The sequence below is a fragment of the Streptomyces sp. NPDC002889 genome (assembly GCF_042888425.1).
Lineage (GTDB): Bacteria > Actinomycetota > Actinomycetes > Streptomycetales > Streptomycetaceae > Streptomyces.
The window spans coordinates 195743-217971 of record NZ_JBIAPT010000008.1 but is presented as its reverse complement, the minus strand read 5'-3'; the positions used below and the strand labels follow the sequence as shown (position 1 = coordinate 217971).

The following is a 22229-nucleotide window of genomic DNA, read 5'->3' as shown; positions in this document are numbered from 1 at the left end:
ATGGTGTCGGAATGATTCCGGCCGTGACGTTATGCGGGCACATCTGCACGGCGGCGGACATGACATGAACGCAGGATGAATGCAGCGCGGACGAGGCGCGGTTGAGGTGTGGGGACGGTGACCGAATGTGGCACCCGTGGGACCTCGTGCCGCCCCTCCCCGAACCCGGCCGGAGGGGCCGCTACCCTGCGGCTAACCTTACGTGTCCGCCCTGGCCAGGGTTGTCGGCGCAGGAGCGGACCATCACCGCACCCAACTCATGCGAAAGGCCTCGCCCATGGGTATCCGGAGTTTGCTGCGCAAGGTGTTCGGACGCGACCGCGCTGAGCAGAACGAGTCGGCGGCAGCCTCCGTTCCGCCCCAGACCGAACGCACACAACCGGCCACGCCGACAGTGCCGCCGCAGTCGACGGCGTCCTCCCCGGAGGACCGGGCGGCGGACCTGGTCTCCGCGGCCTTCGACAGCCCGAACCAGCGCTCCGCGTCGGTCCCCTCCCAGACGACGACGTCGCCGGGACGGGAGTCCACGGCCGCGGACGCGGGGACCGCTGCGGAGACCGCCGCGGAGCACGAGCACACTGCGTCCGCGTCGGCCGCGGAGACCGTTGAGGAGGCCGCGGCGGAGTCCGAGGTCACCGGGTCGGTCGCCGAGGCCGCCCCCATCGGGGCGCGCACCAAGGGTGTGGTCGGAGCTCAGGCGACGTCGCCCGAGGCCGAAAGGGAGGCCGAGCCTGCCGAGGCGGAGCCTGCCGAGGCCGCCGCCGAGGCGGACCCGGCCGCGCAGGGCGAGGCTTCCGCGGATGCGGAGCCGCAGGCTGAGCCCCTGGTTGCCGAGACGGAGCCCGTCGCGGCTGCCCAGCCGGAAACGGAGACTCCGGCCGAGGCGACCGCCACCGACGACGAAACGACCCCGGAGGCGGACGCCGGCTCGCAGGAGACTGCGCCCGAGCCGGAAGCGGCCGCAGAGGCCGAAGCGGTCCCGACCGAGGAGGCCGACACCCCCGCCGCCGCCGAGCCGGAGCCGACCGCGGACGCCGCCGCCCCCGCTGCAGCTGAGGCAGAGCACGTCCCGGCTGCCCAGCCGGAAACGGAGACTCCGGCCGAGGCGACCGCCACCGACGACGAAACGACCCCGGAGGCGGACGCCGGCTCGCAGGAGACTGAGCCCGAGCCGGAAGCGGCCGCAGAGGCCGAAGCGGTCCCGACCGAGGAGGCCGACACCCCCGCCGCCGCCGAGCCGGAGCCCGTCCCGGCTGCCGAGGCCGCCGCCGAGCCGGAGGCCGCCGAGGCCGAGGCCGAGGCCATCCCGGCGGACGCCGCCGCCGAGGCCGAGGCGGAGCCCGTCGCGGCCGCCGCCGAGGCGCAGCCCGGCCCGGTGTCCGAGACCGCGGACGACACCGCATCCGCAGGCAAGCCCGCCGTCTCCCGTGCGCGGGTCACGTCCAGTGCGCCCCAGCTCGTCGAGGCCTACAGCGCCGCAGGCGCCGTCCTCAAGAAGCAGGGGCTCAGCGGGGCCCGTGCCCGTGTGTACCTCGTGCTGGACCGGTCCGGGTCGATGCGGCCGTACTTCAAGGACGGCAGCGCCCAGCGGCTCGGCGAGCAGGCCCTCGCGCTCGCCGCGCACCTCCGCGAGGACGCCGCCGTGGACGTCGTCTTCTTCTCGACCGAGATCGACGGCACCGGCGAGCTCACGCTCGACACGTACGAGGGCCGCATCGACGAACTCCACGCCGGCCTCGGCCGCATGGGGCGGACGAACTACCATCTCGCCGTCGAGGAGGTCCTCTCCCTGCACGCCAAGGCGGACACGGACGGCCCAGCGTTCGTGATCTTCCAGACGGACGGCGCGCCCGAGTCCAGGACCGCGGCCACCGCCGCGCTCACCGCGGCCGCCGACAAGCCCGTCTACTGGCAGTTCGTGGCGTTCGGCGAGCACGACGCCAAGGCGTTCGACTATCTGCGCAAGCTCCAGGCCGACAACGCCGGGTTCTTCCACGCCGGCCCCGCGCCCCGCGAGCTCCCGGACGCCGAGCTGTTCGAGGGCGTCCTCGCCTCCTGGCGGCCCCGCTCCTAGGAGACAGGCAGCACCACGGTGACGGCCAGGCCGCCCTCCGGGCCCGGCTCGGCCGTCACCGTGCCGCGGTGGGCGTGGGCGATCGACCGTACGATCGACAGCCCGAGCCCCGCCCCCGGCCCCATCCGGTCCCGGCCCTCGCCCCGCCGGAACGGCTCGAACAGCCCCGGGATGTCCGCCGCGGCGACCACCGGCCCGGTGTTGGTGACCGTCAGGACCCCGCCCTCCACGGCCACGTCCGCCGTCCCGCCCGGCACGTTGTACGCGAGCGCGTTGGCGAGCAGATTGCCCACCAGCCGGGCGAGCAGCGCCCGATTGCCCCGTACGACGCCCCCGCGACCACCGCCCGCGTCCGGCGCCGGGGCCACGTCGTACCTCGCGCACTCCTCGGCCACGACCTCCCCCAGGTCGACGTCCTCGCGCTCCTCCAGCCCCCGGTCGCTGCGCGCCAGCGCGAGCAGTCCGTCGATGAGGCGCTCGCTGCGCCGGTTGGACTCCAGCAGCATGGCCTTCGTGGCGGCCCGTTCCGCCGCCGAGGCATCGTCGCCCAGCCCTACCTGCAGGGCCGTACGCTGCGTGGCCAGCGGCGTGCGCAGTTCGTGCGACGCGTTGGCGATGAACCGCCGCTGGCTGTCGAACGCCCGCTCAAGCCGTGCCAGCAGCGCGTCGATGGTGTCCCCGAGCTCCTTGAGCTCGTCGTCCGGACCGTTCACGGCCATCCTCTTGTGCAGCGTGTGCTCCGACAGCCGCTGCGCCTTCGCCGTCATCCGGTGTACGGGACGCAGCACCCGCCCCGCCGTCCACCACCCCACGACCACCGCGCACGCCGCCGTGCCCAGCAGCGCGAACGCCGACCAGATCAACATCTGCTCCGACGCGGCATCGGACACGTTGGCAGTCAGCCGGTGCACGGTGACCGGCTCCAGCCCCCGGACCTCGCGCATCGCGATCGCCGCCGCCTCGTCCCGCGTACCGACCCGGGACAGCAGATTGACGATCCCGAGCAGACAGGCCCCGAGGACCAGGAAGACCGCCCCGTACACCATTGCGATCCGGGTCCGGATCGTCGAACCGGGCCCGATCACAGCGCATACCCCACGCCCTGCACGGTCCGGATCAGCGCCGGCGCCCCGAGCTTGGCCCGCAGCTTGCTCATACACACCCGTACGGCCCCGGTGAACGGGTCCGCGTGCGCGTCCCAGGCGCGCTCCAGCAGTTCCTCCGCCGAGACCGTCGCCCCGTCCGCCTCCAGCAGGATCTGCAGCACCGCGAACTCCTTCGGGGACAGCTCCAGATCCCGCCCGTCCCGCTCCGCCGTCCTGCGCACGGCGTCCAGCGACACCCCGCGCCGCTCCAGCAGCGGCGGCACGGGCCGGGCGCTGCGCCGCCGCAGTGCCCGCACCCGCGAGACCAGCTCGGGGAACTCGAACGGCTTGCCCAAGTAGTCGTCGGCACCCAGGTCGAGACCCGCCACCCGGTCCTCCATGGCGGATGCGGCGGTGAGCATCAGGATCCGGGTGCGGGCGCCCGATGCCACGAGCGTGCGGGCCACCTCGTCGCCGTGGACACGCGGCAGATCGCGGTCGAGGACGACGACGTCGTAGTCGTGCAGGCCCAGATACGCGAGGGCCGCGTCACCGCTGTAGACGGTGTCGACGGCGAATCCGGCCCGTCGCAGCCCCGTGGCGACCAGCTCGGCCAGCACCTCCTCGTCCTCGGCGACCAGTACCCGCATGCCGCAGCCCTCTCCCTCGGTCATCGCGTCCCCTCCTCCCAGGAGGCGTTTCTACCGGAGAGGATGTTTCGCCGAGGTCTCGTTGGCCCCCGTCCCCTTTTCAGGGGTGTGAGGGGATCTTCCACGGGCCGATAGGATTTCGACCATGGCGGCCACTGAATCTGAGAAGCTGAACTCCGCGGAGCGTCTTCCCCGCGAAGGCGGGGGTGAGCCGGCGTACTACGTATCGACGCCGATTTACTACGTCAACGACGCTCCGCACCTGGGCCACGCCTACACGACCGTCGCAGGCGACGTGCTCACCCGCTGGCACCGCCAGCGTGGCGAGAAGGTGTGGTACCTCACCGGCACGGACGAGCACGGTCAGAAGATCATGCGCACTGCCGAGGCGAACAACGTCACGCCCCAGGAGTGGTGCGACAAGCTCGTCGAGGAGGCATGGAAGCCCCTCTGGGAGCACCTGAACATCGCGAACGACGACTTCATCCGTACGACGGAGAAGCGGCACACGGACCGTGTGCAGGAGTTCGTGCAGGACCTGTACGACAAGGGCGAGATCTACAAGGGCGGGTACGAAGGCCCGTACTGCGTGGGCTGTGAGGAGTACAAGCTCCCCGGCGACCTCATCGAGGCCGAGGACGGCACCAGGCTGTGCCCGATCCACAAGAAGCCGGTGGAGATCCTCAAGGAGGAGAACTACTTCTTCAAGCTGAGCGAGTACGGCCCGAAGCTGCTGGAGTTCTACCAGTCCAACCCGGGGTTCATCCAGCCCGAGTCGGCCCGTAACGAGGTGCTGAACTTCGTCAAGCAGGGCCTTCAGGACCTGTCGATCTCGCGCTCGACCTTCGACTGGGGCGTCCCGGTCCCGTGGGACGAGAAGCACGTCATCTACGTGTGGATCGACGCGCTGCTCAACTATGCGACGGCGGTCGGCTACAACGAGAACCCGGAGAAGTTCGAGGGGACCTTCCCGGCGGACGTGCACCTGATCGGCAAGGACATCCTGCGCTTCCACGCGATCATCTGGCCCGCGATGCTGATGGCGAACGACCTGCCGTTGCCCGGCAGGGTCGCGTGCAACGGCTGGCTGATGGTCGGCGGCGAGAAGATGTCGAAGTCGAACCTGACCGGCATCAAGCCGCAGGATCTGACCTCGCACTTCGGCGTGGACGCCTATCGCTGGTACTTCCTGCGCGCGATCGCGTTCGGCCAGGACGGCTCGTTCTCCTGGGAGGACTTCACCGCCCGCTACACCAGCGAGCTGGCCAACGACTACGGCAACCTCGCCTCGCGTGTCGCGGCGATGGTGGGCAAGTACTTCGACGGCGCGCTGCCCGCGGCGACGGCCGACAGCGACGCCGAGAAGGCCGTCCAGGTCGGTCTGGCGAAGGCGGTAGCCGAGGCGGACCGGAAGATCGGCGACGAGCTGGACTTCCAGGGCGGCATCCTGGCGGTCTTCGACTTCGTGAAGCAGGTCAACGGCTACATCACGGAGCAGGAGCCGTGGAAGGTGGCCAAGGACCGGTCCGAGGCCGGCCAGGCCCGGCTCGCGACGATCCTGTACACGGCCGCGGAGTCGCTGCGGGCCGTGGCGGTCCTGCTGAACCCGGTCATGCCGGACACCTCGCAGAAGCTGTGGGACTCCCTGGGCGCCGAGGCGCCGCTGGGCGCGCTCGCCGACCAGAAGGTCCAGGAGGCGGGCGAGTGGGGCAGGCTCCCGGCCGGCACGACGGTGACGAAGGGTGCGGTGCTGTTCCCGCGCCTGGAGGAGCCGAAGAAGGACTAGCGGGTCCGCGCGGGAACACACGGGGATCTGGGGGTCGCCCCCAGAAGACACAGCCCGCGCCTGGAGGAGCCGAAGAAGGACTGACGGCACTCTCGTACGCGAAACAGGACGGCCCGGGATCTCAGGTCCCGGGCCGTCGTCGTATGATCACGCCGCTTCTGTGTGGAGGGGCGCCGCGGCGCCGGTCATGCGTGTTCGAGCGCCCTCCTCGTACCGCCCTGGAGGGGTTCCGCTCTTGTTCCGCATGCGTACGCGCATCGCCCTGGCCGCCACGGCCCTGCTCACGCTCACCTCCGTCACCGCCGCTCTGCCCGGGCCGGCCACCGCCGTCGCCGCCGGGGCGGTCGAAGGCCAGGAGCTGGTCCTGGCGAGCCCGCGCACCGACATCCCGCGCCCCACGCAGCTCCTGGCGGGCGGCCGCACCGGCTTCCTCCAGCGGCAGGACGACGGCACGAAAACCCTCCTGTGGACGCGGTACTCGGACGGCACGAGCACGCCGGTGCCGCACGACAGCCTCGGCCCCTGCGCCGACATCGAGAAGCCGTGCCCGGCCGGATGGTTCGGGCAGGGCGGGGATCTGATCGCGCAGCCGAACTCCGCCGATCCGGATGTCATCTCCCTGTCGGACGCACAAGGCACGTTCAGCTCGACCGTGTCCACATGGGGCGGCGCGTACCTCGGCACCTTCGGCGAAACGGTCGTCATCGACGACGGCGCCAAGCTCCGCCTCACCGACTTCCCCGAAGGGCAGTCGCGCATCCGCCAGGTGGCGCTCCCCGAGGGCGTCATCTTCGACGGCGGCATGATGACCGCCGGCGACACGGCGGGCGCCGCCCTCGGCTACCGGACCGCCGACGGCGACCACCGCATCGCCTGGGTCGACTTTGCGGCCGGTACCTTCACCGACGTCTACACCGACCTCGCGGACGACCTCGTCCCGCTGCTCGACGACGAACGCATCGGCTGGTACGCGCAGGGCGGTGTCCTCTCCTACAAGTCGCGCACCGCGCCGGACGCCGAGCCCACCACGGTCACGTACCCGTCGCTCGGCGACGCGGACGACGCACGCGCCGTGTTCGCGCACGACCGGCTGCTGGTCACGTCGACCCGCTTCGCGGAGTCCGACGCCGTGAGCCTGTCCCTGACGGGTGACGAGCAGACGCAGCTCACCGGCACCTGGTCCGGCGTCACCGTCCAGCTCCCGGACGGCGACGCCCTGCTGACCGGCGGCTCCGGCGCCACCGACTGGTGGGTGCAGCGGGCGGGCGCTTCCCGGACCAAGGTCGCCCAGGTCCCCCCGTACGAGTACGCCAAGACCGGCATCGCCCTTGACCGGGGCCTGCTGCGCGTCGCCGAGAAGAACGCCACCGGCGACCGCACCAGCACCTGGACGGTGACGGCCGCGTCCGACGGCACGCTCACCGCCTCCGCGCGCGCCACGGGGCAGCCGACCATCGCCAGGTGCGCGTACCCGAAGACCGACTGCCACACCCTGTGGGGCAACGCGGTCGCGGGCGACACCGGCCTGATCACCACAACCGGCGGCAACGACCGCGTCACCGCCCTGGACAGCGACGAGATCCCCATCGACTTCGGCACCCCTTCGGGCGGCACCCTTGTGGACGCGTCGGCGCGTTGGGTGGTCTACCACTCGGGCGGAGCGTCGCCCAAGCAGTACGTCGGCGAGTTCGGCCGGGGCACTCCGCTGCTGACGCGCTCCGTGCGCGCCGCCGCGCTGAGCGGCCCCCTGCTGTGGAGCGCCGACCCTGCGGCCCCGGGCACCCTCACCGCGTACGACCTCGTCTCGAGGAAAACGACCGCGACGATCTCCACCGGCGTCTCCTGCCTGCCCGAGGAACTCCAGGCGGCCGGCCGCTGGGTCTACTGGAGCTGCGCGGACGGCAGCAGCGGAACGTACGACATGAAGTCGAAGTGGCACCGGCGCATGCCCGGCGGCGATCTGCTCCTGGGCGACGGCTTCCTGGTCCGCCACGACCACGCCGCGCACACGCTCAGTGTCGAGGACGCGGCGACGGGCCTCGGCCATGTCCGGGTCACGGACGTGCCGGTGAGCACGGACTCGACGGGAGCCGAACTCCGCCACGACCGGCGCCTGCGCTGGACGATAGACGAGGCCACCGGCCTGGTGGCGTGGATCGGCGCTCTGGACAAGGTGCATGTCGTCCAGGCGGAGGTCACGCCCTCGGCCCACACGGTGTACACCTCCGAGACGGAGAACACCCAGCTGAACCTCAAGTCCCCGGACGTCGGTTCACGTACCTGGCGCGGCAACTGGCTGATGTCCCGTCCGGTCGGCTCCTGGTCCCTCACCTTCACGTCGGCGCAGGGCAAAGTGGTCCGCACGCTGACCGGGGGCGCGGCGCGGACGTCCGTCGACGCCGCGTGGGACGGCAGGTCGAGCAAGAAAAGCCTCTTCCCGAACGGCCCGTACACCTGGCAGCTGAAGGCCGAGGGCGCCACCGTCGCCTCCGGCTCGGGTCAGGTGACCGGCGGCTCCGCCGTCCACCACGACTACGGCGCGTACGCCGACCCCGAGCCCGACGGCCGGGGCGACCTGCTCACCCTGAACTCCTCGGGTGGGCTGACGTACCAGCTGGGCACGGGGCAGGGCACGTTCTCCGGCAAGCGTTCCGGCTCGGGCTGGCCCTCCGGCACCCGCCCCGTCGCCTTCGGCGACCTCAGCGGGGACCGCTGCAACGACGTGCTGATCCGTACGTCGGGCGGCACACTGCGCGCGTACCGACCGGGCTGCGGCGCGGCGGCGACTCCGTCGACCCCCTACACCTCGCTCGGCACGGGCTGGAACCAGTACGACGTCCTCACCTCGCCCGGTGACGTGACGGGCGACGGCCGCCCCGATCTGATCACCCGCGTCACCTCCACCGGGGCCGTGTACCTCCACAAGGCCACGAGCGACGGGAAGTTCGCGGCCCGGGTGAAGCTGTACGCGGACTGGCGCGGCTACAGGAAGGTGATCGGCGCCGGGGACCTGAACGGCGACGGCATCGGCGACCTCCTCGCCCAGGACAAGTCCAACGAGCTCTGGCGCTACAACGGGACCGGCGCGGGCACCTTCGCGGGCCGCGTGAAGGTCTTCGACGACTGGGGCTCCTCGTACAACGCGGTCGTCGGCGTCGGCGACATCACGGGCGACGGCAAGGCCGACCTTGTCTCCCGCGACACCGGCGGAACGCTGTGGCGCAGCGCCGGGAACGGATCGGGGTCGTTCGCGAGCCGGGTCAAGGTCTCCACGGGGTGGGGCGGGTACACGTTCCTGACGTAGCACCCGGATCGGACGACGTCGATCACCTCGACGCCTGACGCGGAATGGCCCGGAACCGGTCACCGGTTCCGGGCCCTCGTGGCGTCTCAGCGGCCCAGCGCCGCCGCGTCCCCCGTCACCACCACCGGCCGGTCGTGTCCGGGCCGACGCCGGGCGCACGGGAAAGCCCCGCACCGCCCGTGGGGGCGATACGGGGCTCCTTGTCCCGTGGTGCCTGCTCGCCCTACTTCTCGGCGGGCTTCTCGCCCGACTTCTCGGCGGGCTTGGCGACCGGCTTGCGCAGCGCGATGTTCAGCTCCCGCAGCCGCGCCTCCTCGAGCTCCGTCGGCGCGCCCATCATCAGGTCCTGGGCGTTGCCGTTGAGCGGGAAGGCGATCGTCTCGCGGATGTTCGGCTCGTCCGCAAGCAGCATCACGATGCGGTCGACGCCCGGGGCGATACCGCCGTGCGGCGGGGCGCCGAACTGGAACGCGCGCAGCATGCCGGAGAACTCGCGCTCGACGGTCTCCCTGGAGTAGCCGGCGATCTCGAACGCCTTGAACATGACCTCGGGCTCGTGGTTACGGATCGCACCGGAGGACAGCTCGACGCCGTTGCAGACGATGTCGTACTGCCAGCCCAGAATGTCCAGCGGGTCCTGCGTCTCGAGGGCCTCGAGGCCGCCCTGCGGCATGGAGAACGGGTTGTGCGAGAAGTCGATCTTGCCGGTCTCCTCGTCCTTCTCGTACATCGGGAAGTCGACGATCCAGGCGAACCGGAACACGCCCTCCTCGAAGTGGCCTGCGCGCTTCGCGGCCTCGACGCGGACCGCGCCCATGATCTTGGAGACCTCGTCGAAGTCGCCTGCACCGAAGAAGACCGCGTGGCCGGGCGCGAGCGAGAGACGCTCGGTGAGGACCTTGACGTTCTCCTCTGTCAGGAACTTGGCGATCGGGCCGCTCAGCGAGCCGTCCTCGCCGACACGCACCCAGGCCAGGCCCTTCGCCCCGTGCTCGACGGCGAACTCACCGAGCCCGTCGAAGAACTTGCGCGACTGGCCGGCGGTGTCCGGCACCGGCAGTGCGCGGACGTGCTTGCCGGCGAAGGCCTTGAACTCCGAGCCCTCGAAGACGTCCGAGATGTCGACCAGCTCGAGCCGGGCCCGCAGGTCCGGCTTGTCGTTGCCGTACTTGAGCATCGACTCGCGGAACGGGATGCGCGGGAAGGGCGAGGTGACGTGGCGGCCGCCTCCGAACTCCTCGAAGAGCTCGGTCATCAGCTTCTCGATCGGCTGGAAGACGTCCTCCTGCTCGACGAAGCTCATCTCGACGTCGAGCTGGTAGAACTCGCCCGGCGAGCGGTCGGCGCGGGCGTCCTCGTCGCGGAAGCAGGGCGCGATCTGGAAGTAGCAGTCGAAGCCGGAGATCATCAGCAGCTGCTTGAACTGCTGCGGGGCCTGCGGCAGTGCGTAGAACTTGCCGGGGTTCAGCCGGGACGGCACCACGAAGTCGCGCGCGCCCTCGGGGGAGGTCGCGGTCAGGATGGGGGTGGCCATCTCGTTGAAGCCGAGCGCGGTCATCTTGTGCCGGATGGCGGAGATGACGGCGGTGCGCAGCATGATGTTGCGGTGCATGCGCTCGCGGCGCAGGTCGAGGAACCGGTACTCCAGGCGGCGCTCCTCGCCCACCCCGTCGTCGGTGTTGATCTGGAACGGCAGCTGCTGGGACGCCCCGAGCACCTCGACCGCGGAGACCTCGACTTCGATCTCGCCGGTGGCCAGATCGGGGTTGATGTTCTCCGCGCCGCGCGAGACGACCTGGCCGTCGACGCGGACGACCGACTCCTTGTTGACCTTGTCGAGGGCCTCGTAGGCGGCGGTGCCGGGGCGGGCGACGAGCTGCGTGATGCCGTAGTGATCGCGCAGATCGATGAAGAGGATGCCACCCAGGTCTCGGCGATTGTGCAGCCAGCCGCTCAGCCGGACGTCGGTACCGACGTCAGAGGCGCGGAGCTCGCCGCAGGTGTGGGACCTGTACCGATGCATCGTCGTTCATCCAGTCTTGGGGATTCGGGTGTGGGCCGGGCCCGTCAAGGTTACCGCCCGGCACCACGTCCCCTCTTTGGCATATACGCGACACCGCTCCGGCGGGTCTTGCACGAGAAGGATCGCCGACCGGGCGGATGGCGTCGTCGGGGTGCCCGGTGCTGACGGAGGTGCTCGCCGACTCGTGGGGCGCCCACTCGTCGGACCTGGATCCGCAGGGCGTGGATCCACGGGGCGAGGACAGGCCGATCCGGTTCGAGCTCTACGAGCCGCCCGCGGAGGGGCCGGGGCGGGACGCTCCGGGAGCCCCACGGCTCTCCTCGGAGCCGTAACGCTCCCGCAGCTCGCCGAACACCCCGAACGCGGCCGCCGTGACCGGCACGGCGAGCAGCATCCCGAGGATCCCGGCGACCGACGCCCCGGCCGTGATCGCCAGCATCACCACGGCGGGATGCATCTGGACCGTGCGGCTCTGGATCATCGGCTGCAGCACATGCCCCTCCAGTACCTGCACGGCCATGACCACGCCCAGCGCCCACAGGGCGATCACCCAGCCCCGCTCGGCGAAGGCGACAAGGATGGCGACCGCGCCGGAGAGGAACGCGCCGAGGTACGGGATGTACGCACCGACGAAGACCAGCGCTCCCAGACCGACCGCGCCGGGCACCCGCAGGATCAGCAGTCCGACCGTGATGCACACGGCGTCGATGAGCGCGATGAACGTCGTCCCGCGCATGAAGCCCTCGACTGCCTCGAAGGCCCGCCGGCCCATGGCCACCAGGACGTCCCCGGTACTGCTCGGCGCGAGCGAGCGCAGCGCGCCGGCGGCCCGGTGCGAGTCCCGCAGGAAGAAGAAGATCAGCAGCAGCGCCAGCACGGCGGTGGCGATCATCTGCCCCACCACGCTCAGCCCCGTGATCACTCCGGAAGCCGCGGTGGAGCCGAACTTCTCGAGCAGGTTCTTCGAGTTCTCGGCGAGGTCCTCCAGCGAGGTCCCGGCGGCCCCGAAATGGTCGGTGATGGCCTGGGCGGCCTGCCGCAGGGCGGCGATGATCTCATCGCCGGTCCCGATCAGCGCGGCGACGACGATGTACGTCGCCCCGCCGACGACCGCGAGCACGGCACAGCAGGTCAGCGCGGCGGCCAGTGAGCGTTGCACCTTCATCTTCAGCAGCCGCCGGTACATCGGTCCGAGCAGCGCGGTCCCGAGCAGCGCGAGCAGTACGGGCGTCACCACGCTCTCGAAGGTGATGATCAGCCAGACTCCGACCGCCATCACCCCGGCGACGAGCAGCGTCAGTGCACACCACGCGCCCACGCGCCGTGCGGCATCGGGGAGGGGCGGCTTCGAGGTCTGCACGCTCCTACGTGATCACGCTGCGGCCGCCGTGTCCCGCCGGGACCCTCAGTCGGGTGACGCCCCGTCAGAATCGGAGCTCCGGATCCCCGCGCGGGGCGGCCCTGATGGTCCGGGCCGCCCCCGCGAGGTCAGGCGCGGGTGACCGGGACCGCCCCGAGCCGGCCGGCCTGGAAGTCCTCGAAGGCCTGCTTCAGCTCGGCGTGACTGTTCATCACGAACGGGCCGTAGTGCGCCATCGGCTCGCGGATCGGCCGGCCTCCGAGCAGGACGATCTCGAGATCGCCGGTGTGCGAGCCGTTCTGGGTGTCGTCCGCCCACACCGTCAGCGCACCGCCGTTGCCGAACACCGCGGTCTGGCCCATGTGGACGGGCCGCCGCTCCTGGCCGACCGCGCCGCGCCCGGCCAGGACGTACGCCAGGCCGTTGAAGTCCTCGCGCCACGGCAGCTCGATCTGCGCTCCCGGCCGCAGCGTCGCGTGGATCATCGTGATCGGGGTGTGGGTGATGCCGGGCCCCTCGTGCCCGTCCAGCTCACCGGCGATGACCCGCAGCAGCGCACCGCCGTCCGGTGAGGTCAGCAGCTGGACCTGGCCACCGCGGATGTCCTGGTAGCGGGGGTCCATCATCTTGTCCGTGGCCGGGAGGTTCACCCACAGCTGGAGCCCGTGGAAGAGCCCGCCCGACACGACGAGGTCCTCCGGCGGCGCCTCGATGTGCAGCAGACCGGAGCCGGCCGTCATCCACTGGGTGTCGCCGTTCTGGATGGTCCCGCCGCCGCCGTTGCTGTCCTGGTGCACGAACGTTCCGTCGATCAGGTACGTGACGGTCTCGAAGCCACGGTGCGGGTGCCAGGGCGTGCCCTTGGGCTCGCCCGGCGCGTAGTCCACCTCGCCCATCTGATCCATCATGATGAACGGGTCGAGGTACTGGTAGTTGATCCCCGCGAACGCGCGCCGCACGGGGAAGCCCTCCCCCTCGAAGCCGCTGGGCGCCGTGGTGACGGCGAGCACGGGCCGCGGGACCGCATCGGCGGGCGCGGTGACGCGCGGCAGGGTGAGCGGGTTCTCGACAGTCACTGCGGGCATGACAGGACCTCCTTGTGCGGCCAATTTTAGTTGAAGAATGAACTTCTAACCATCGGAACACAGAAACGCCCGAGAGGTATTCCTCCCGGGCGCGCATCCCTCGACACCGGCCGCCCGGTGTGACGCACGGCGCCTCTAGCCGTACATCCGCCGCATCGCGAAGTCGACCATCTGCTCCACGGCCTTCGCGTCGAAGACCATTCGGTGGTCACCCTCCATGTCGAGGACGAAGCCGTACCCCGTCGGCAGCAGGTCGATCACCTCGGACCCGGTGATCACGAAGTACTTCGACTCCTTGCCCGCGTATCTGCGCAGCTCCTTGAGCGTGGTGAACATCGGGATGACCGGCTGCTGGGTGTTGTGCAGGGCCAGGAACCCCGGGTTGTCGCCGCGCGGGCAGTAGACCTTCGAGGTCGCGAAGATCTGCTGGAAGTCCTCCGCGGACAGCGACCCGGTCGTGAAGGCCCGCACCGCATCGGCCAGGGACGGCGGCGACGGCTCGGGGTACAGCGGCTGCTCCCCGTAGGAGGGCTGCTGGGGCACGTACTGCTGCTGTTGAGCGCCCGGGGTCTGGTCATAGCCGTACATGCCCGCAAGAGTAACCAGTGAACGTCCGCGCCGACTGCCGGAGCCGGTGTATTGCGCGTATTCCGCCAGACTCCGGGCGCCCGGCCGGGCGGTAGCGAGGCGTGTCACAGATGTCCCGATAGGGGTTGCGTCTTATTACCGACGGGTAGCATCATCGTAGCTACTAACCGGTACGTGGGTAAGAAATCCTCCTCCCGATCCTTAACGGAGCCGTCGCCATGGGGCACTACAAGTCGAATCTCCGCGACATCGAGTTCAACCTCTTCGAGGTCCTCGGGCGCGACAAGCTGTACGGCACCGGCCCGTTCGCGGAGATGGATGTCGACACCGCCAAGTCGATCCTCGAAGAGATCGCCCGTCTCGCCGAGAACGAGCTGGCCGAGTCCTTCGCGGACGCCGACCGCAACCCGCCGGTGTTCGACCCGGCCACCAACACCGCGCCCGTCCCGGAGAGCTTCAAGAAGAGCTACAAGGCCTTCATGGACTCCGAGTACTGGCGTCTGGGCCTGCCCGAGGAGATCGGCGGCACCACCTCGCCGCGCTCCCTGATCTGGTCCTACGCGGAGCTGCTGCTCGGCTCGAACCCGGCCGTCTGGATGTACTCCTCCGGCCCGGCGTTCGCCGGCATCCTCTTCGCAGAGGGCAACGAGGTGCAGAAGAAGATCGCCGAGATCGCGGTCGAGAAGCGCTGGGGCTCCACCATGGTCCTCACCGAGCCGGACGCCGGCTCGGACGTCGGCGCCGGCCGCACCAAGGCCGTGCAGCAGGAGGACGGCTCCTGGCACATCGAGGGCGTGAAGCGCTTCATCACCTCCGGTGAGCACGACATGGAGGAGAACATCCTTCACTACGTGCTGGCCCGCCCCGAGGGCCACGGCCCCGGCACCAAGGGTCTGTCGCTCTTCCTCGTCCCGAAGTTCCACTTCGACTGGGAGACCGGCGAGCTGGGCGAGCGCAACGGCGTGTACGCCACGAACGTCGAGCACAAGATGGGCCTCAAGGCCTCCAACACCTGCGAGATGACGTTCGGCGACCAGCACCCCGCCAAGGGCTGGCTGATCGGTGACAAGCACGACGGCATCCGCCAGATGTTCATGATCATCGAGTTCGCCCGGATGATGGTCGGCACGAAGGCCATCGCCACCCTCTCCACGGGCTACCTGAACGCGCTGGAGTACGCCAAGGAGCGCGTCCAGGGCCAGGACCTGGTGAACTTCGCGGACAAGACCGCGCCCAAGGTGACCATCACCCACCACCCGGACGTGCGCCGTTCGCTGATGACGCAGAAGGCGTACGCCGAGGGCATGCGCGCCCTGGTGCTGTACACCGCCTCCGTCCAGGACGAGATCGCCGTCAAGGAGACCGCCGGCGAGGACGCCGCGTCCCTCGTCGCGCTCAACGACCTGCTGCTGCCGATCGTGAAGGGCTATGGCTCCGAGCGGTCGTACGAGCAGCTGGCCCAGTCGCTGCAGACCTTCGGCGGCTCCGGCTACCTGCAGGAGTACCCGGTCGAGCAGTACATCCGGGACGCCAAGATCGACACCCTCTACGAGGGCACCACCGCCATCCAGGGCCAGGACTACTTCTTCCGGAAGATCGTCCGCGACCAGGGCCAGGCGCTGAACACCCTCTCCGAGGAGATCAAGAAGTTCCTGGCCGTCGGCACTGGCGGCGACGAGCTGGCCCCGGCCCGCGACGCGCTCGCCAAGGCCGCCGTCGACCTGGAGGCGATCGTCGGCACGATGACGAACGACCTCATCGCCACCGGCGAGGACGTCAAGAACATCTACAAGGTCGGCCTCAACACCACCCGCCTGCTGATGGCCTCCGGTGACGTGGTCGTCGCCTACCTGCTGCTGCGCGGTGCGGCCGTCGCAGTGGAGAAGCTCGAGACGGCCTCCGCCAAGGACGTGCCGTTCTACCAGGGCAAGGTCGCGGCCGCGAAGTTCTTCGCCGCCAACGTCCTTCCCGGGGTCTCCGTCGAGCGCGCGCTCGCCGAGACCGTCGACGGCTCCCTGATGGACCTGGACGAGGCCGCTTTCTAGCCAACCCCTCCCGTCCGTGAGGCGGCCCGCTCTCCTTCGGAGGGCGGGCCGCCTCTATGATCGGCCGGTCCGAAAGGGGGCTACGAGATGGCTCAGCGAACCTGTACGAGACAGCGGCCGGCCGCGGCCGCCACCGCGGCACTCGCGGCGGCGGCGCTGCTCACGGGCTGCGTCGGCTCGGACGGTGGCGGCGGCGAGAAGAGCGCCGGCTCCATCGAGGAGGCGGTCGCGGGCTCCGCGAGGCCCCTCACCGAGCAGCAGGCCAGGTCCGTCCTCCCCGACGCGGCAGCGATGCCCGGCCGGCGGGCCCGCGTCCGGCCGGTGGTCGAGCGCATGGACGGCGAGTCCGGGAAGTCCATCTGCCCCGAGACCCACAGGAAGGGCTGCGACGGCGGCCGGTTCCACGGCGTCGCGACCTTTGTCGAGCCCTCCACGAACACCCAGCTCGACTTCTGGCTGATCGCGTACCGGGACGAGAGGTCCGCCGAGAACGCCTACGACACCCTCTGGGACTGGTTCGGCCGCGGCGTCGGCATACAGCCGGAGAGGGTGAGCATCGGCGCCGTCGGCCAGGAGCGCACAGCTCGGCGCGGCGTACCGGGCACCGAGGGCAGTCCCACCGCCGTCGCGCAGATCAGGGTCGGCGCCACCGTGCTGTGGTTGAGCACCGCGAACTCCGGCCCGAGCGGCACCGGCACCGCGGGCGGCCGCGCCGCGAAGAGCACGACAGCCGCCGCCGACGAGCGCCTCAAGGCACTCGCCGGTCTGTTCGCCGGGCGCGCGCAGCAGGCGGAGCGGGGCGAGACGCCCTCGGCGCGCCTCGGCGGATGACCCGGGACGGCCCGGGACAACCGGAAACGGGCAGGCCGGGACATCCGGAAACAGCGCGGGGCGGCCCAGGGCGGGTCCGTGGGGGAGCGGGCCGGCGCACTGCCGACCCCGTGACACGCAGAACGACAATCAGGCCACCTACCCCCCTCGTTAAGGTGAACCCATGAGCAGCAGCACGCCCTCCCGCTTCGACCGCGGCCACACAGACGACCTCATGTCCTTCCTCATGGCCGCCCCCTCGCCGTACCACGCGGTGGCCGCTGCCGCCCAGCGGCTGGAGAAGGCAGGCTTCCGGCAGGTCCTGGAGACCGACGCCTGGGACGGGACGACCGGCGGCAGGTACGTGCTGCGAGGCGGGGCGATCATCGCGTGGTACGTACCTCAGGGCGCCTCCGCGCACACTCCGTTCCGGATCGCCGGGGCGCACACCGACTCCCCCAACCTGCGCGTGAAGCCGCTGCCGGACACCGGCTCGTACGGCTGGCGGCAGATCGCCGTCGAGGTGTACGGCGGCACCCTGCTCAACACCTGGCTGGACCGCGACCTGGGCCTCGCCGGCCGGCTCACCCTGCGCGACGGCAGCCACCGCCTGGTCAACATCGACCGGCCGCTGCTGCGCGTACCGCAGCTCGCCGTCCACCTCGACCGCTCGGTCAACACCGACGGTCTCAAGCTGGACCGGCAACGGCACATGCAGCCCATCTGGGGCCTCGGCGACGCCGAGGAGGGTGACCTCATCCGGTTCCTGGAGCAGGAGTGCGGCCTCGACGAGGGCGAGGTCACCGGCTGGGACCTGATGCCCCACTCCATCGAGCCGCCCGCCTACCTCGGCCGCGACCGCGAACTGCTCGCCGGGCCCCGGATGGACAACCTGGTCTCCGTGCACGCCGCGACGGCGGCGCTCACGGCGGTCGCCGCCTCGGCCGAGCTCCCGTACATCCCGGTGCTCGCCGCCTTCGACCACGAGGAGAACGGCTCCCAGTCCGACACCGGCGCGGACGGGCCGCTGCTCGGATCGGTCCTGGAACGCTCGGTGTTCGCCCGCGGCGGCAGCCTCGAGGACCGGGCGCGCGCCCTCGCGGGCACGATCTGCCTGTCCTCCGACACCGGCCATGCCGTGCACCCCAACTACGGCGAACGGCACGACCCCACGCACCACCCCCGCGCCAACGGCGGTCCGATCCTCAAGGTCAACGTCAACCAGCGGTACGCCACCGACGGCAGCGGCCGCGCCGTGTTCGCGGCGGCGTGCGAACGCGCCGGAGTGCCGTGGCAGACGTTCGTGTCCAACAACGCGATGCCGTGCGGCACCACCATCGGCCCGATCACCGCGGCCCGGCACGGTATCCGGACCGTCGACATCGGTGTGGCGATCCTGTCGATGCACAGCGCGCGCGAGCTGTGCGGCGCCGACGACCCGTATCTGCTGGCCAACGCGCTGACGGCGTTCCTGGCCGGCTGAACTCCCTTTCCGGCAGCCCCGATCGGGACGCCGGCGAAACATCCGGGAAAGGCGCCGCCGGGCACGGTGGTGCCCATGGTTCTGCTCGGTCACACATTCATCGGCGTACAGCACCGGGGCCTGTCGCGCCGCGCCCTGTCCCTGGTGCTCCTCCCGGCGGGCGCCCTGCTCGTCGCCGGCACCTGGTTCCTTGTCCAGCGGTACAACGAACGCCCGCCCTGGGCGCAGGACGTCGCCTACGAGGCGGGTTTCATCCAGGGCTCACGCACCCGGCACGCCGACCCCACCGGCCGGCAGGCGAAGGACCTGCTGGCCGGCGGGTGCGAGCGGCTCGAGGCCACCGGGCTCGCCGGGCTGAAGGCCTCGTACGACCCCGGGCTGTGGGTGGCCGGCTGCCGGGACGGCGCGGTGGGACGCCCGCCTGTGAAGCAGGGCCTGTTCCACTAGGTCCACCGGGGCCCGTGGGTCCCCCCGGGGCCCGGCGCTGGTTCCACGGGCCCCGCCGCGCCGGTCTAACCCTCGTCCATCCCCGCCAGTACGAGCGGCAGCCGGGACGCGCCCCCGGGGGTCACGCGCACCGGAACGCCCCAGTCCTGCTGATGGACATGGCAGGCCGGGTACTCGTTCGCGGGGTCGTCGTCGCACGACGCGGCCATCGCCGAGACATGCAGCACACCCTCGCCGACCATGGGGTCGATCTCCAGCTCGCGGCTCAGGTCGGTGCCCGCGCCGTCCCCGCCGCGCAGCAGCTCGGGAGGCGTGGAGGAGACCAGCAGCCGGGTGGACGGCCCGTAGCGGGTGTCCAGTTTCTGCCCGGCGGGCGCCTGGAAGACCACGTCGAGCCGGAGCGTGCCCGGGGCGACATCGGTGGCGGCGCGCCGGGTGCGGTGGGCGACGGCCTCGACGCGCACCGCCTCCTCGGGAAGCCGCAGCCGGGTCAGCCGGTGCCTCGCCGACTCGACGACCACGATGTCGTCGCCGGCCAGCACGGCACCGCTGGGCTCCCGTACATCCGTTGCCAGTGTGGTCACCTCACCGCTCGCGGGGTCGAAGCGGCGCAGCGCGTGGTTGTAGGTGTCGCTGACCGCCACCGACCCGTCGGGCAGGGCGGTGACGCCCAACGGGTGCTGGAGCAGCGCCTGCCCTGCCTCGCCGTCCCGGTGCCCGAAGTCGAACAGTCCGGTGCCGACGGCCGTGTGCACCACGAGGTCGCGGTCGATCCAGCGCACCGCGGAGGTCTCGGAGTCGGCGATCCACAGCCGCTCCTCGGTCGCGGCGAGCCCGGACGGCTGCGCGAACCATGCCTCGGCGGCGGGCCCGTCGACCAGCCCTTCGTTGGTGGTACCGGCGGCCGCCCGAACCGTGCCTTCGGCCGGGTCGTACGTCCAGAGCTGATGCACCCCGGCCATCGCGATCCACAGCTTGCCGCCCCACCAGGCCACGTCCCACGGCGAGGACAGCGAGACCTCCAGCGCGGGCCCGGAGTCCGGCGATCCCTGCCACCACTGCTTCCCGGTACCGGCCAGCAGCTCGATCACGCCGGTCCCGGGGTCGTAGGCGCGAATGGCGTGATTGACCGTGTCGGCCACGGCGACCCGCCCGTCGGGCAGCAGCGCGAGCCCCTGCGGCTCGTTGAACTCGCCGTCCCCGATCCGCCGCACCACGCTCTCCCCGTCCGCCGCCAGCTCGACGAGCTGATGCCGGGTGGAGTCGGAGACGAGGAAGTTCCCGGAGGGCAGCAGCACTGCCTTCCCGGGGAAGCGCAGATCGGTGGCGACAGGCTCGGGCGGGACGTACGGCCCGTCGCCGCGCCGCAGGGTCCCCTTGTCCGTGTGCTCGGCCTCGAGCTCCTCCACGAGCTTCGCGATGGCGTGCGCATGCCCCTCGCCCGCGTGCTGGGCGACGACATAACCCTCGGGGTCGATGACCACCAGCGTGGGCCAGGCCCGTACGGCGTACTGCTTCCAGGTGGCGAGCTCGGGGTCGTCGAGCACGGGGTGGTGCACCTGGTACCGCTCGACAGCGTCGACGACGGCCCGGTGGTCGGCCTCGTGCACGAACTTGGGCGAGTGGACCCCGATGATCACGACGGTGTCGCGATGCTTCTCCTCGAGCTCGCGCAGCTCGTCGAGTACATGCAGACAGTTCACGCAGCAGAACGTCCAGAAATCGAGGATCACTGTGCGACCTCGAAAATCGGCAAGCGTCAGATCCTTGCCACCGGTGTTGATCCAGCCGCCCCTGCCGATCAACTCGGGGGCTCGGACACGGGCACGTCGGCGGGGCGCGGGCGCATCGTTCATGGGTTCAAGGGTGCCATCCCCCTCGGACGCACTCGCGGGCAGGAAGCCCCCGCCCGTACGCCGCGACGGCAGGAGCGGCTCCGCCCGGGGCGCGGTCGGCCGGAGTGGGGTCAGCGGGTGGCGTAGCCGGCGAGTGCGGGTTCGAGCTGGTCGAAGACGTGGGCGGCTTCGGCGGTGAGGGTGGCGGCGATGTGATCGTTGTCGTGGCCGGCGAGGGTGAGTTCCTGGATGCGGTTGAACAGGAGGCGGTGGGCGGCGCCGAGTTGGGCGGCGGCGGCGCGGGGGGTGATGTCGTCGGGGGCGGCGTCGGTGGCCGAGGCGAGAGCGTCGGCGAGTGCCTGTTCGCGCTGGTCGTGGAGGTCGCGCAGGCGGGCGGTGAGGGTGGGGCTGTCGGCGATCATGCGGGAGAAGTCCGGTCCGGCGAAGCCCGCCACCGGGTCGCGGGCTTCGAGCGCGGCGTCGAAGGCGCGGCGCAGGGCGGTGAGGGCGGATTCCCCGTCGGCGCGCTCCGCGACGGTGCCGGCGAGGCTGTTGGTGAATGCCTCGTGGTGGTCGAGGGCGAGGTCCTCCTTGCGGGCGAAGTAGTTGGTGACCGTCTTCTTGGCGACCCGGGCGGCGGTGGCGATCTCGGCGATGGTCGTCGCCTCGAATCCCTGCTCCATGAACAGGCGGGTGGCGTGGTCGGAGATCAGCTGCCGGGTTTCCAGCTTCTTGGCCTCGCGGAGGCCCGTGGGTTCGACGCTCATGAGGGCAACTTTACCATCGAAGTAAGTTTTTGCTTGACGAAGCAGTGCCACCTATGTAAATTTATATCCGTCGTAAGTTTTCCTTCCGGGAGAGGACCCCGCATGCGCCGCGCCACCCTTGCCACCACCGCCGACATGACCGCCTCCGTCGCCGCGTTCCTCGCCGGCCGGCGCGGCGGTACGGCGGGCCCGGCCCGCACACCCGCCCGTTCCCGCACGGACATGGCGCCGGCCGCCCGCGCGATCAAGCCGACCCGCGTCAACGCCCGTGCACGCCGCACCCCCTGAGCCCGCCGCACAACCCGTTCCACCCGCATGGCCCGTTCCACCCGCACGACCAGCCACACACCGCCGTCACAGAGGGAGTTCCTCATCAACATCACCGCCTCCACCGTGTCCCTGACCGTCGACGACGTCGCCGCCTCCAGGGACTTCTTCACCACCCACTTCGGCTACCGCCAGGTCATGGCCGCGGACGGCTTCGCCTCCCTCGCCCGCGAAGACGCCGCTGTCGACCTCGTACTGCTCCGGCGCGGCACCGAGGTCCTGCCCCCGGAGCAGCGCGATCAGCACGCCGCCGGCCTGATCGTGGCGTTCACCGTCACCGGCATCGCCGACCACGAGGAGCGCCTGCGGCAGGCCGGGGCGCCCATCACGATGCCGCTGCGCGAGGAGCCGTGGGGTGAGCGGCTGTTCCAGGTCACCGACCCCAACGGCGTCGTCGTCCAGCTCGTCGAGTGGACGGCCCCCGTCGGCGCCTGACCCGGCGGCATCGCGCACACAGGTCCTGCGACCGGAGCCGGCGCAGACCCGAAGCAGGCGAGGCGGAGCGTCCCGTACCGTGATGCCGCCGCCGACCGCGGCCGGTTCGTCACCGGCGCGTCCGG

General features: G+C 70.9%; 16 protein-coding genes and 1 pseudogene. 9 read left to right on the top strand and 8 right to left on the bottom strand.

Annotation, left to right across the window (positions count from 1 at the left end; genetic code table 11):
* Nucleotides 1–277: 277 nt before the first annotated feature.
* Nucleotides 278–2074: a VWA domain-containing protein gene (locus tag ACFYWI_RS14420; protein WP_389230629.1), complete on the top strand. Its 1797-nt coding sequence runs from the start codon at nucleotides 278–280 to the stop codon at nucleotides 2072–2074.
* Here the strand turns inward: ACFYWI_RS14420 and ACFYWI_RS14415 are convergent.
* Nucleotides 2074–3120: pseudogene (locus tag ACFYWI_RS14415) on the bottom strand (sensor histidine kinase); the annotation flags it as partial. The gene ACFYWI_RS14420 and the pseudogene ACFYWI_RS14415 sit on opposite strands and share 1 nt — an antisense overlap.
* Before the next feature lie 35 nt (nucleotides 3121–3155).
* On the bottom strand, nucleotides 3156–3809 hold the full coding sequence (locus ACFYWI_RS14410) for a response regulator transcription factor (RefSeq protein WP_389230966.1): 654 nt from the start codon (nucleotides 3807–3809) through the stop codon (nucleotides 3156–3158).
* Nucleotides 3810–3954: 145 nt separating this feature from the next.
* Here ACFYWI_RS14410 and metG point away from each other — a divergent pair, with 145 nt between their 5' ends.
* Together metG and ACFYWI_RS14400 are read left to right on the top strand one after the other, a co-directional pair.
* Complete coding sequence (metG, locus tag ACFYWI_RS14405) at nucleotides 3955–5595, top strand: methionine--tRNA ligase (protein ID WP_389230626.1); 1641 nt, start codon at nucleotides 3955–3957, stop codon at nucleotides 5593–5595.
* 244 nt (nucleotides 5596–5839) lie between these two features.
* On the top strand, nucleotides 5840–8899 hold the full coding sequence (locus ACFYWI_RS14400) for an FG-GAP repeat domain-containing protein (protein ID WP_389230623.1): 3060 nt from the start codon (nucleotides 5840–5842) through the stop codon (nucleotides 8897–8899).
* Nucleotides 8900–9122: 223 nt separating this feature from the next.
* Here the strand turns inward: ACFYWI_RS14400 and aspS are convergent, their stop codons facing one another.
* The 4 genes from aspS to ACFYWI_RS14380 all read right to left on the bottom strand — a co-directional run bounded on the left by aspS (nucleotide 9123) and on the right by ACFYWI_RS14380 (nucleotide 13955).
* Nucleotides 9123–10922 (bottom strand): aspartate--tRNA ligase, encoded by a 1800-nt coding sequence (gene aspS / locus ACFYWI_RS14395; RefSeq protein WP_389230620.1) that lies wholly within the window; start codon nucleotides 10920–10922, stop codon nucleotides 9123–9125.
* A 262-nt stretch (nucleotides 10923–11184) separates the two neighbouring features.
* The gene (locus tag ACFYWI_RS14390; RefSeq protein ID WP_389230617.1) at nucleotides 11185–12282 is read right to left on the bottom strand and encodes an AI-2E family transporter; all 1098 of its coding nucleotides are present in this window, start codon (nucleotides 12280–12282) and stop codon (nucleotides 11185–11187) included.
* 128 nt (nucleotides 12283–12410) lie between these two features.
* Complete coding sequence (locus ACFYWI_RS14385; RefSeq protein ID WP_389230614.1) at nucleotides 12411–13367, bottom strand: pirin family protein; 957 nt, start codon at nucleotides 13365–13367, stop codon at nucleotides 12411–12413.
* Between the two features lie 135 nt (nucleotides 13368–13502).
* Nucleotides 13503–13955 carry an SseB family protein gene (locus tag ACFYWI_RS14380; RefSeq protein WP_389230611.1) on the bottom strand — a complete coding sequence of 151 codons (453 nt, stop codon included), beginning with the start codon at nucleotides 13953–13955 and terminating at the stop codon, nucleotides 13503–13505.
* A gap of 218 nt (nucleotides 13956–14173) precedes the next feature.
* Here ACFYWI_RS14380 and ACFYWI_RS14375 point away from each other — a divergent pair, with 218 nt between their 5' ends.
* The 4 genes from ACFYWI_RS14375 (at nucleotide 14174) to ACFYWI_RS14360 (ending at nucleotide 18740) form a co-directional block, all read left to right on the top strand.
* Nucleotides 14174–16000, top strand: coding sequence for an acyl-CoA dehydrogenase (locus ACFYWI_RS14375; protein ID WP_389230608.1), 1827 nt, complete (start codon nucleotides 14174–14176; stop codon nucleotides 15998–16000).
* 87 nt (nucleotides 16001–16087) lie between these two features.
* Entirely contained in the window at nucleotides 16088–16831 is a 744-nt protein-coding gene (locus ACFYWI_RS14370) for a hypothetical protein (RefSeq protein WP_389230605.1), read from the top strand.
* 163 nt (nucleotides 16832–16994) lie between these two features.
* Nucleotides 16995–18293, top strand: coding sequence for a M18 family aminopeptidase (locus ACFYWI_RS14365; protein WP_389230602.1), 1299 nt, complete (start codon nucleotides 16995–16997; stop codon nucleotides 18291–18293).
* 75 nt (nucleotides 18294–18368) lie between these two features.
* Entirely contained in the window at nucleotides 18369–18740 is a 372-nt protein-coding gene (locus ACFYWI_RS14360; protein WP_389230599.1) for a hypothetical protein, read from the top strand.
* 65 nt (nucleotides 18741–18805) lie between these two features.
* Here ACFYWI_RS14360 and ACFYWI_RS14355 read toward each other — a convergent pair whose 3' ends face one another.
* Together ACFYWI_RS14355 and ACFYWI_RS14350 are read right to left on the bottom strand one after the other, a co-directional pair.
* Entirely contained in the window at nucleotides 18806–20596 is a 1791-nt protein-coding gene (locus tag ACFYWI_RS14355; RefSeq protein ID WP_389230596.1) for an NHL domain-containing thioredoxin family protein, read from the bottom strand.
* Nucleotides 20597–20706: 110 nt separating this feature from the next.
* The gene (locus tag ACFYWI_RS14350; protein ID WP_389230593.1) at nucleotides 20707–21342 is read right to left on the bottom strand and encodes a TetR/AcrR family transcriptional regulator; all 636 of its coding nucleotides are present in this window, start codon (nucleotides 21340–21342) and stop codon (nucleotides 20707–20709) included.
* A 102-nt stretch (nucleotides 21343–21444) separates the two neighbouring features.
* On the opposite strand from ACFYWI_RS14350, the gene ACFYWI_RS14345 reads away from it, so the two are divergent.
* Together ACFYWI_RS14345 and ACFYWI_RS14340 are read left to right on the top strand one after the other, a co-directional pair.
* Nucleotides 21445–21630, top strand: a complete 186-nt coding sequence (locus ACFYWI_RS14345) for a hypothetical protein (RefSeq protein ID WP_389230590.1) — start codon at nucleotides 21445–21447, stop codon at nucleotides 21628–21630.
* 84 nt (nucleotides 21631–21714) lie between these two features.
* The gene (locus ACFYWI_RS14340; RefSeq protein ID WP_389230963.1) at nucleotides 21715–22104 is read left to right on the top strand and encodes a VOC family protein; all 390 of its coding nucleotides are present in this window, start codon (nucleotides 21715–21717) and stop codon (nucleotides 22102–22104) included.
* Nucleotides 22105–22229 lie beyond the last annotated feature (125 nt).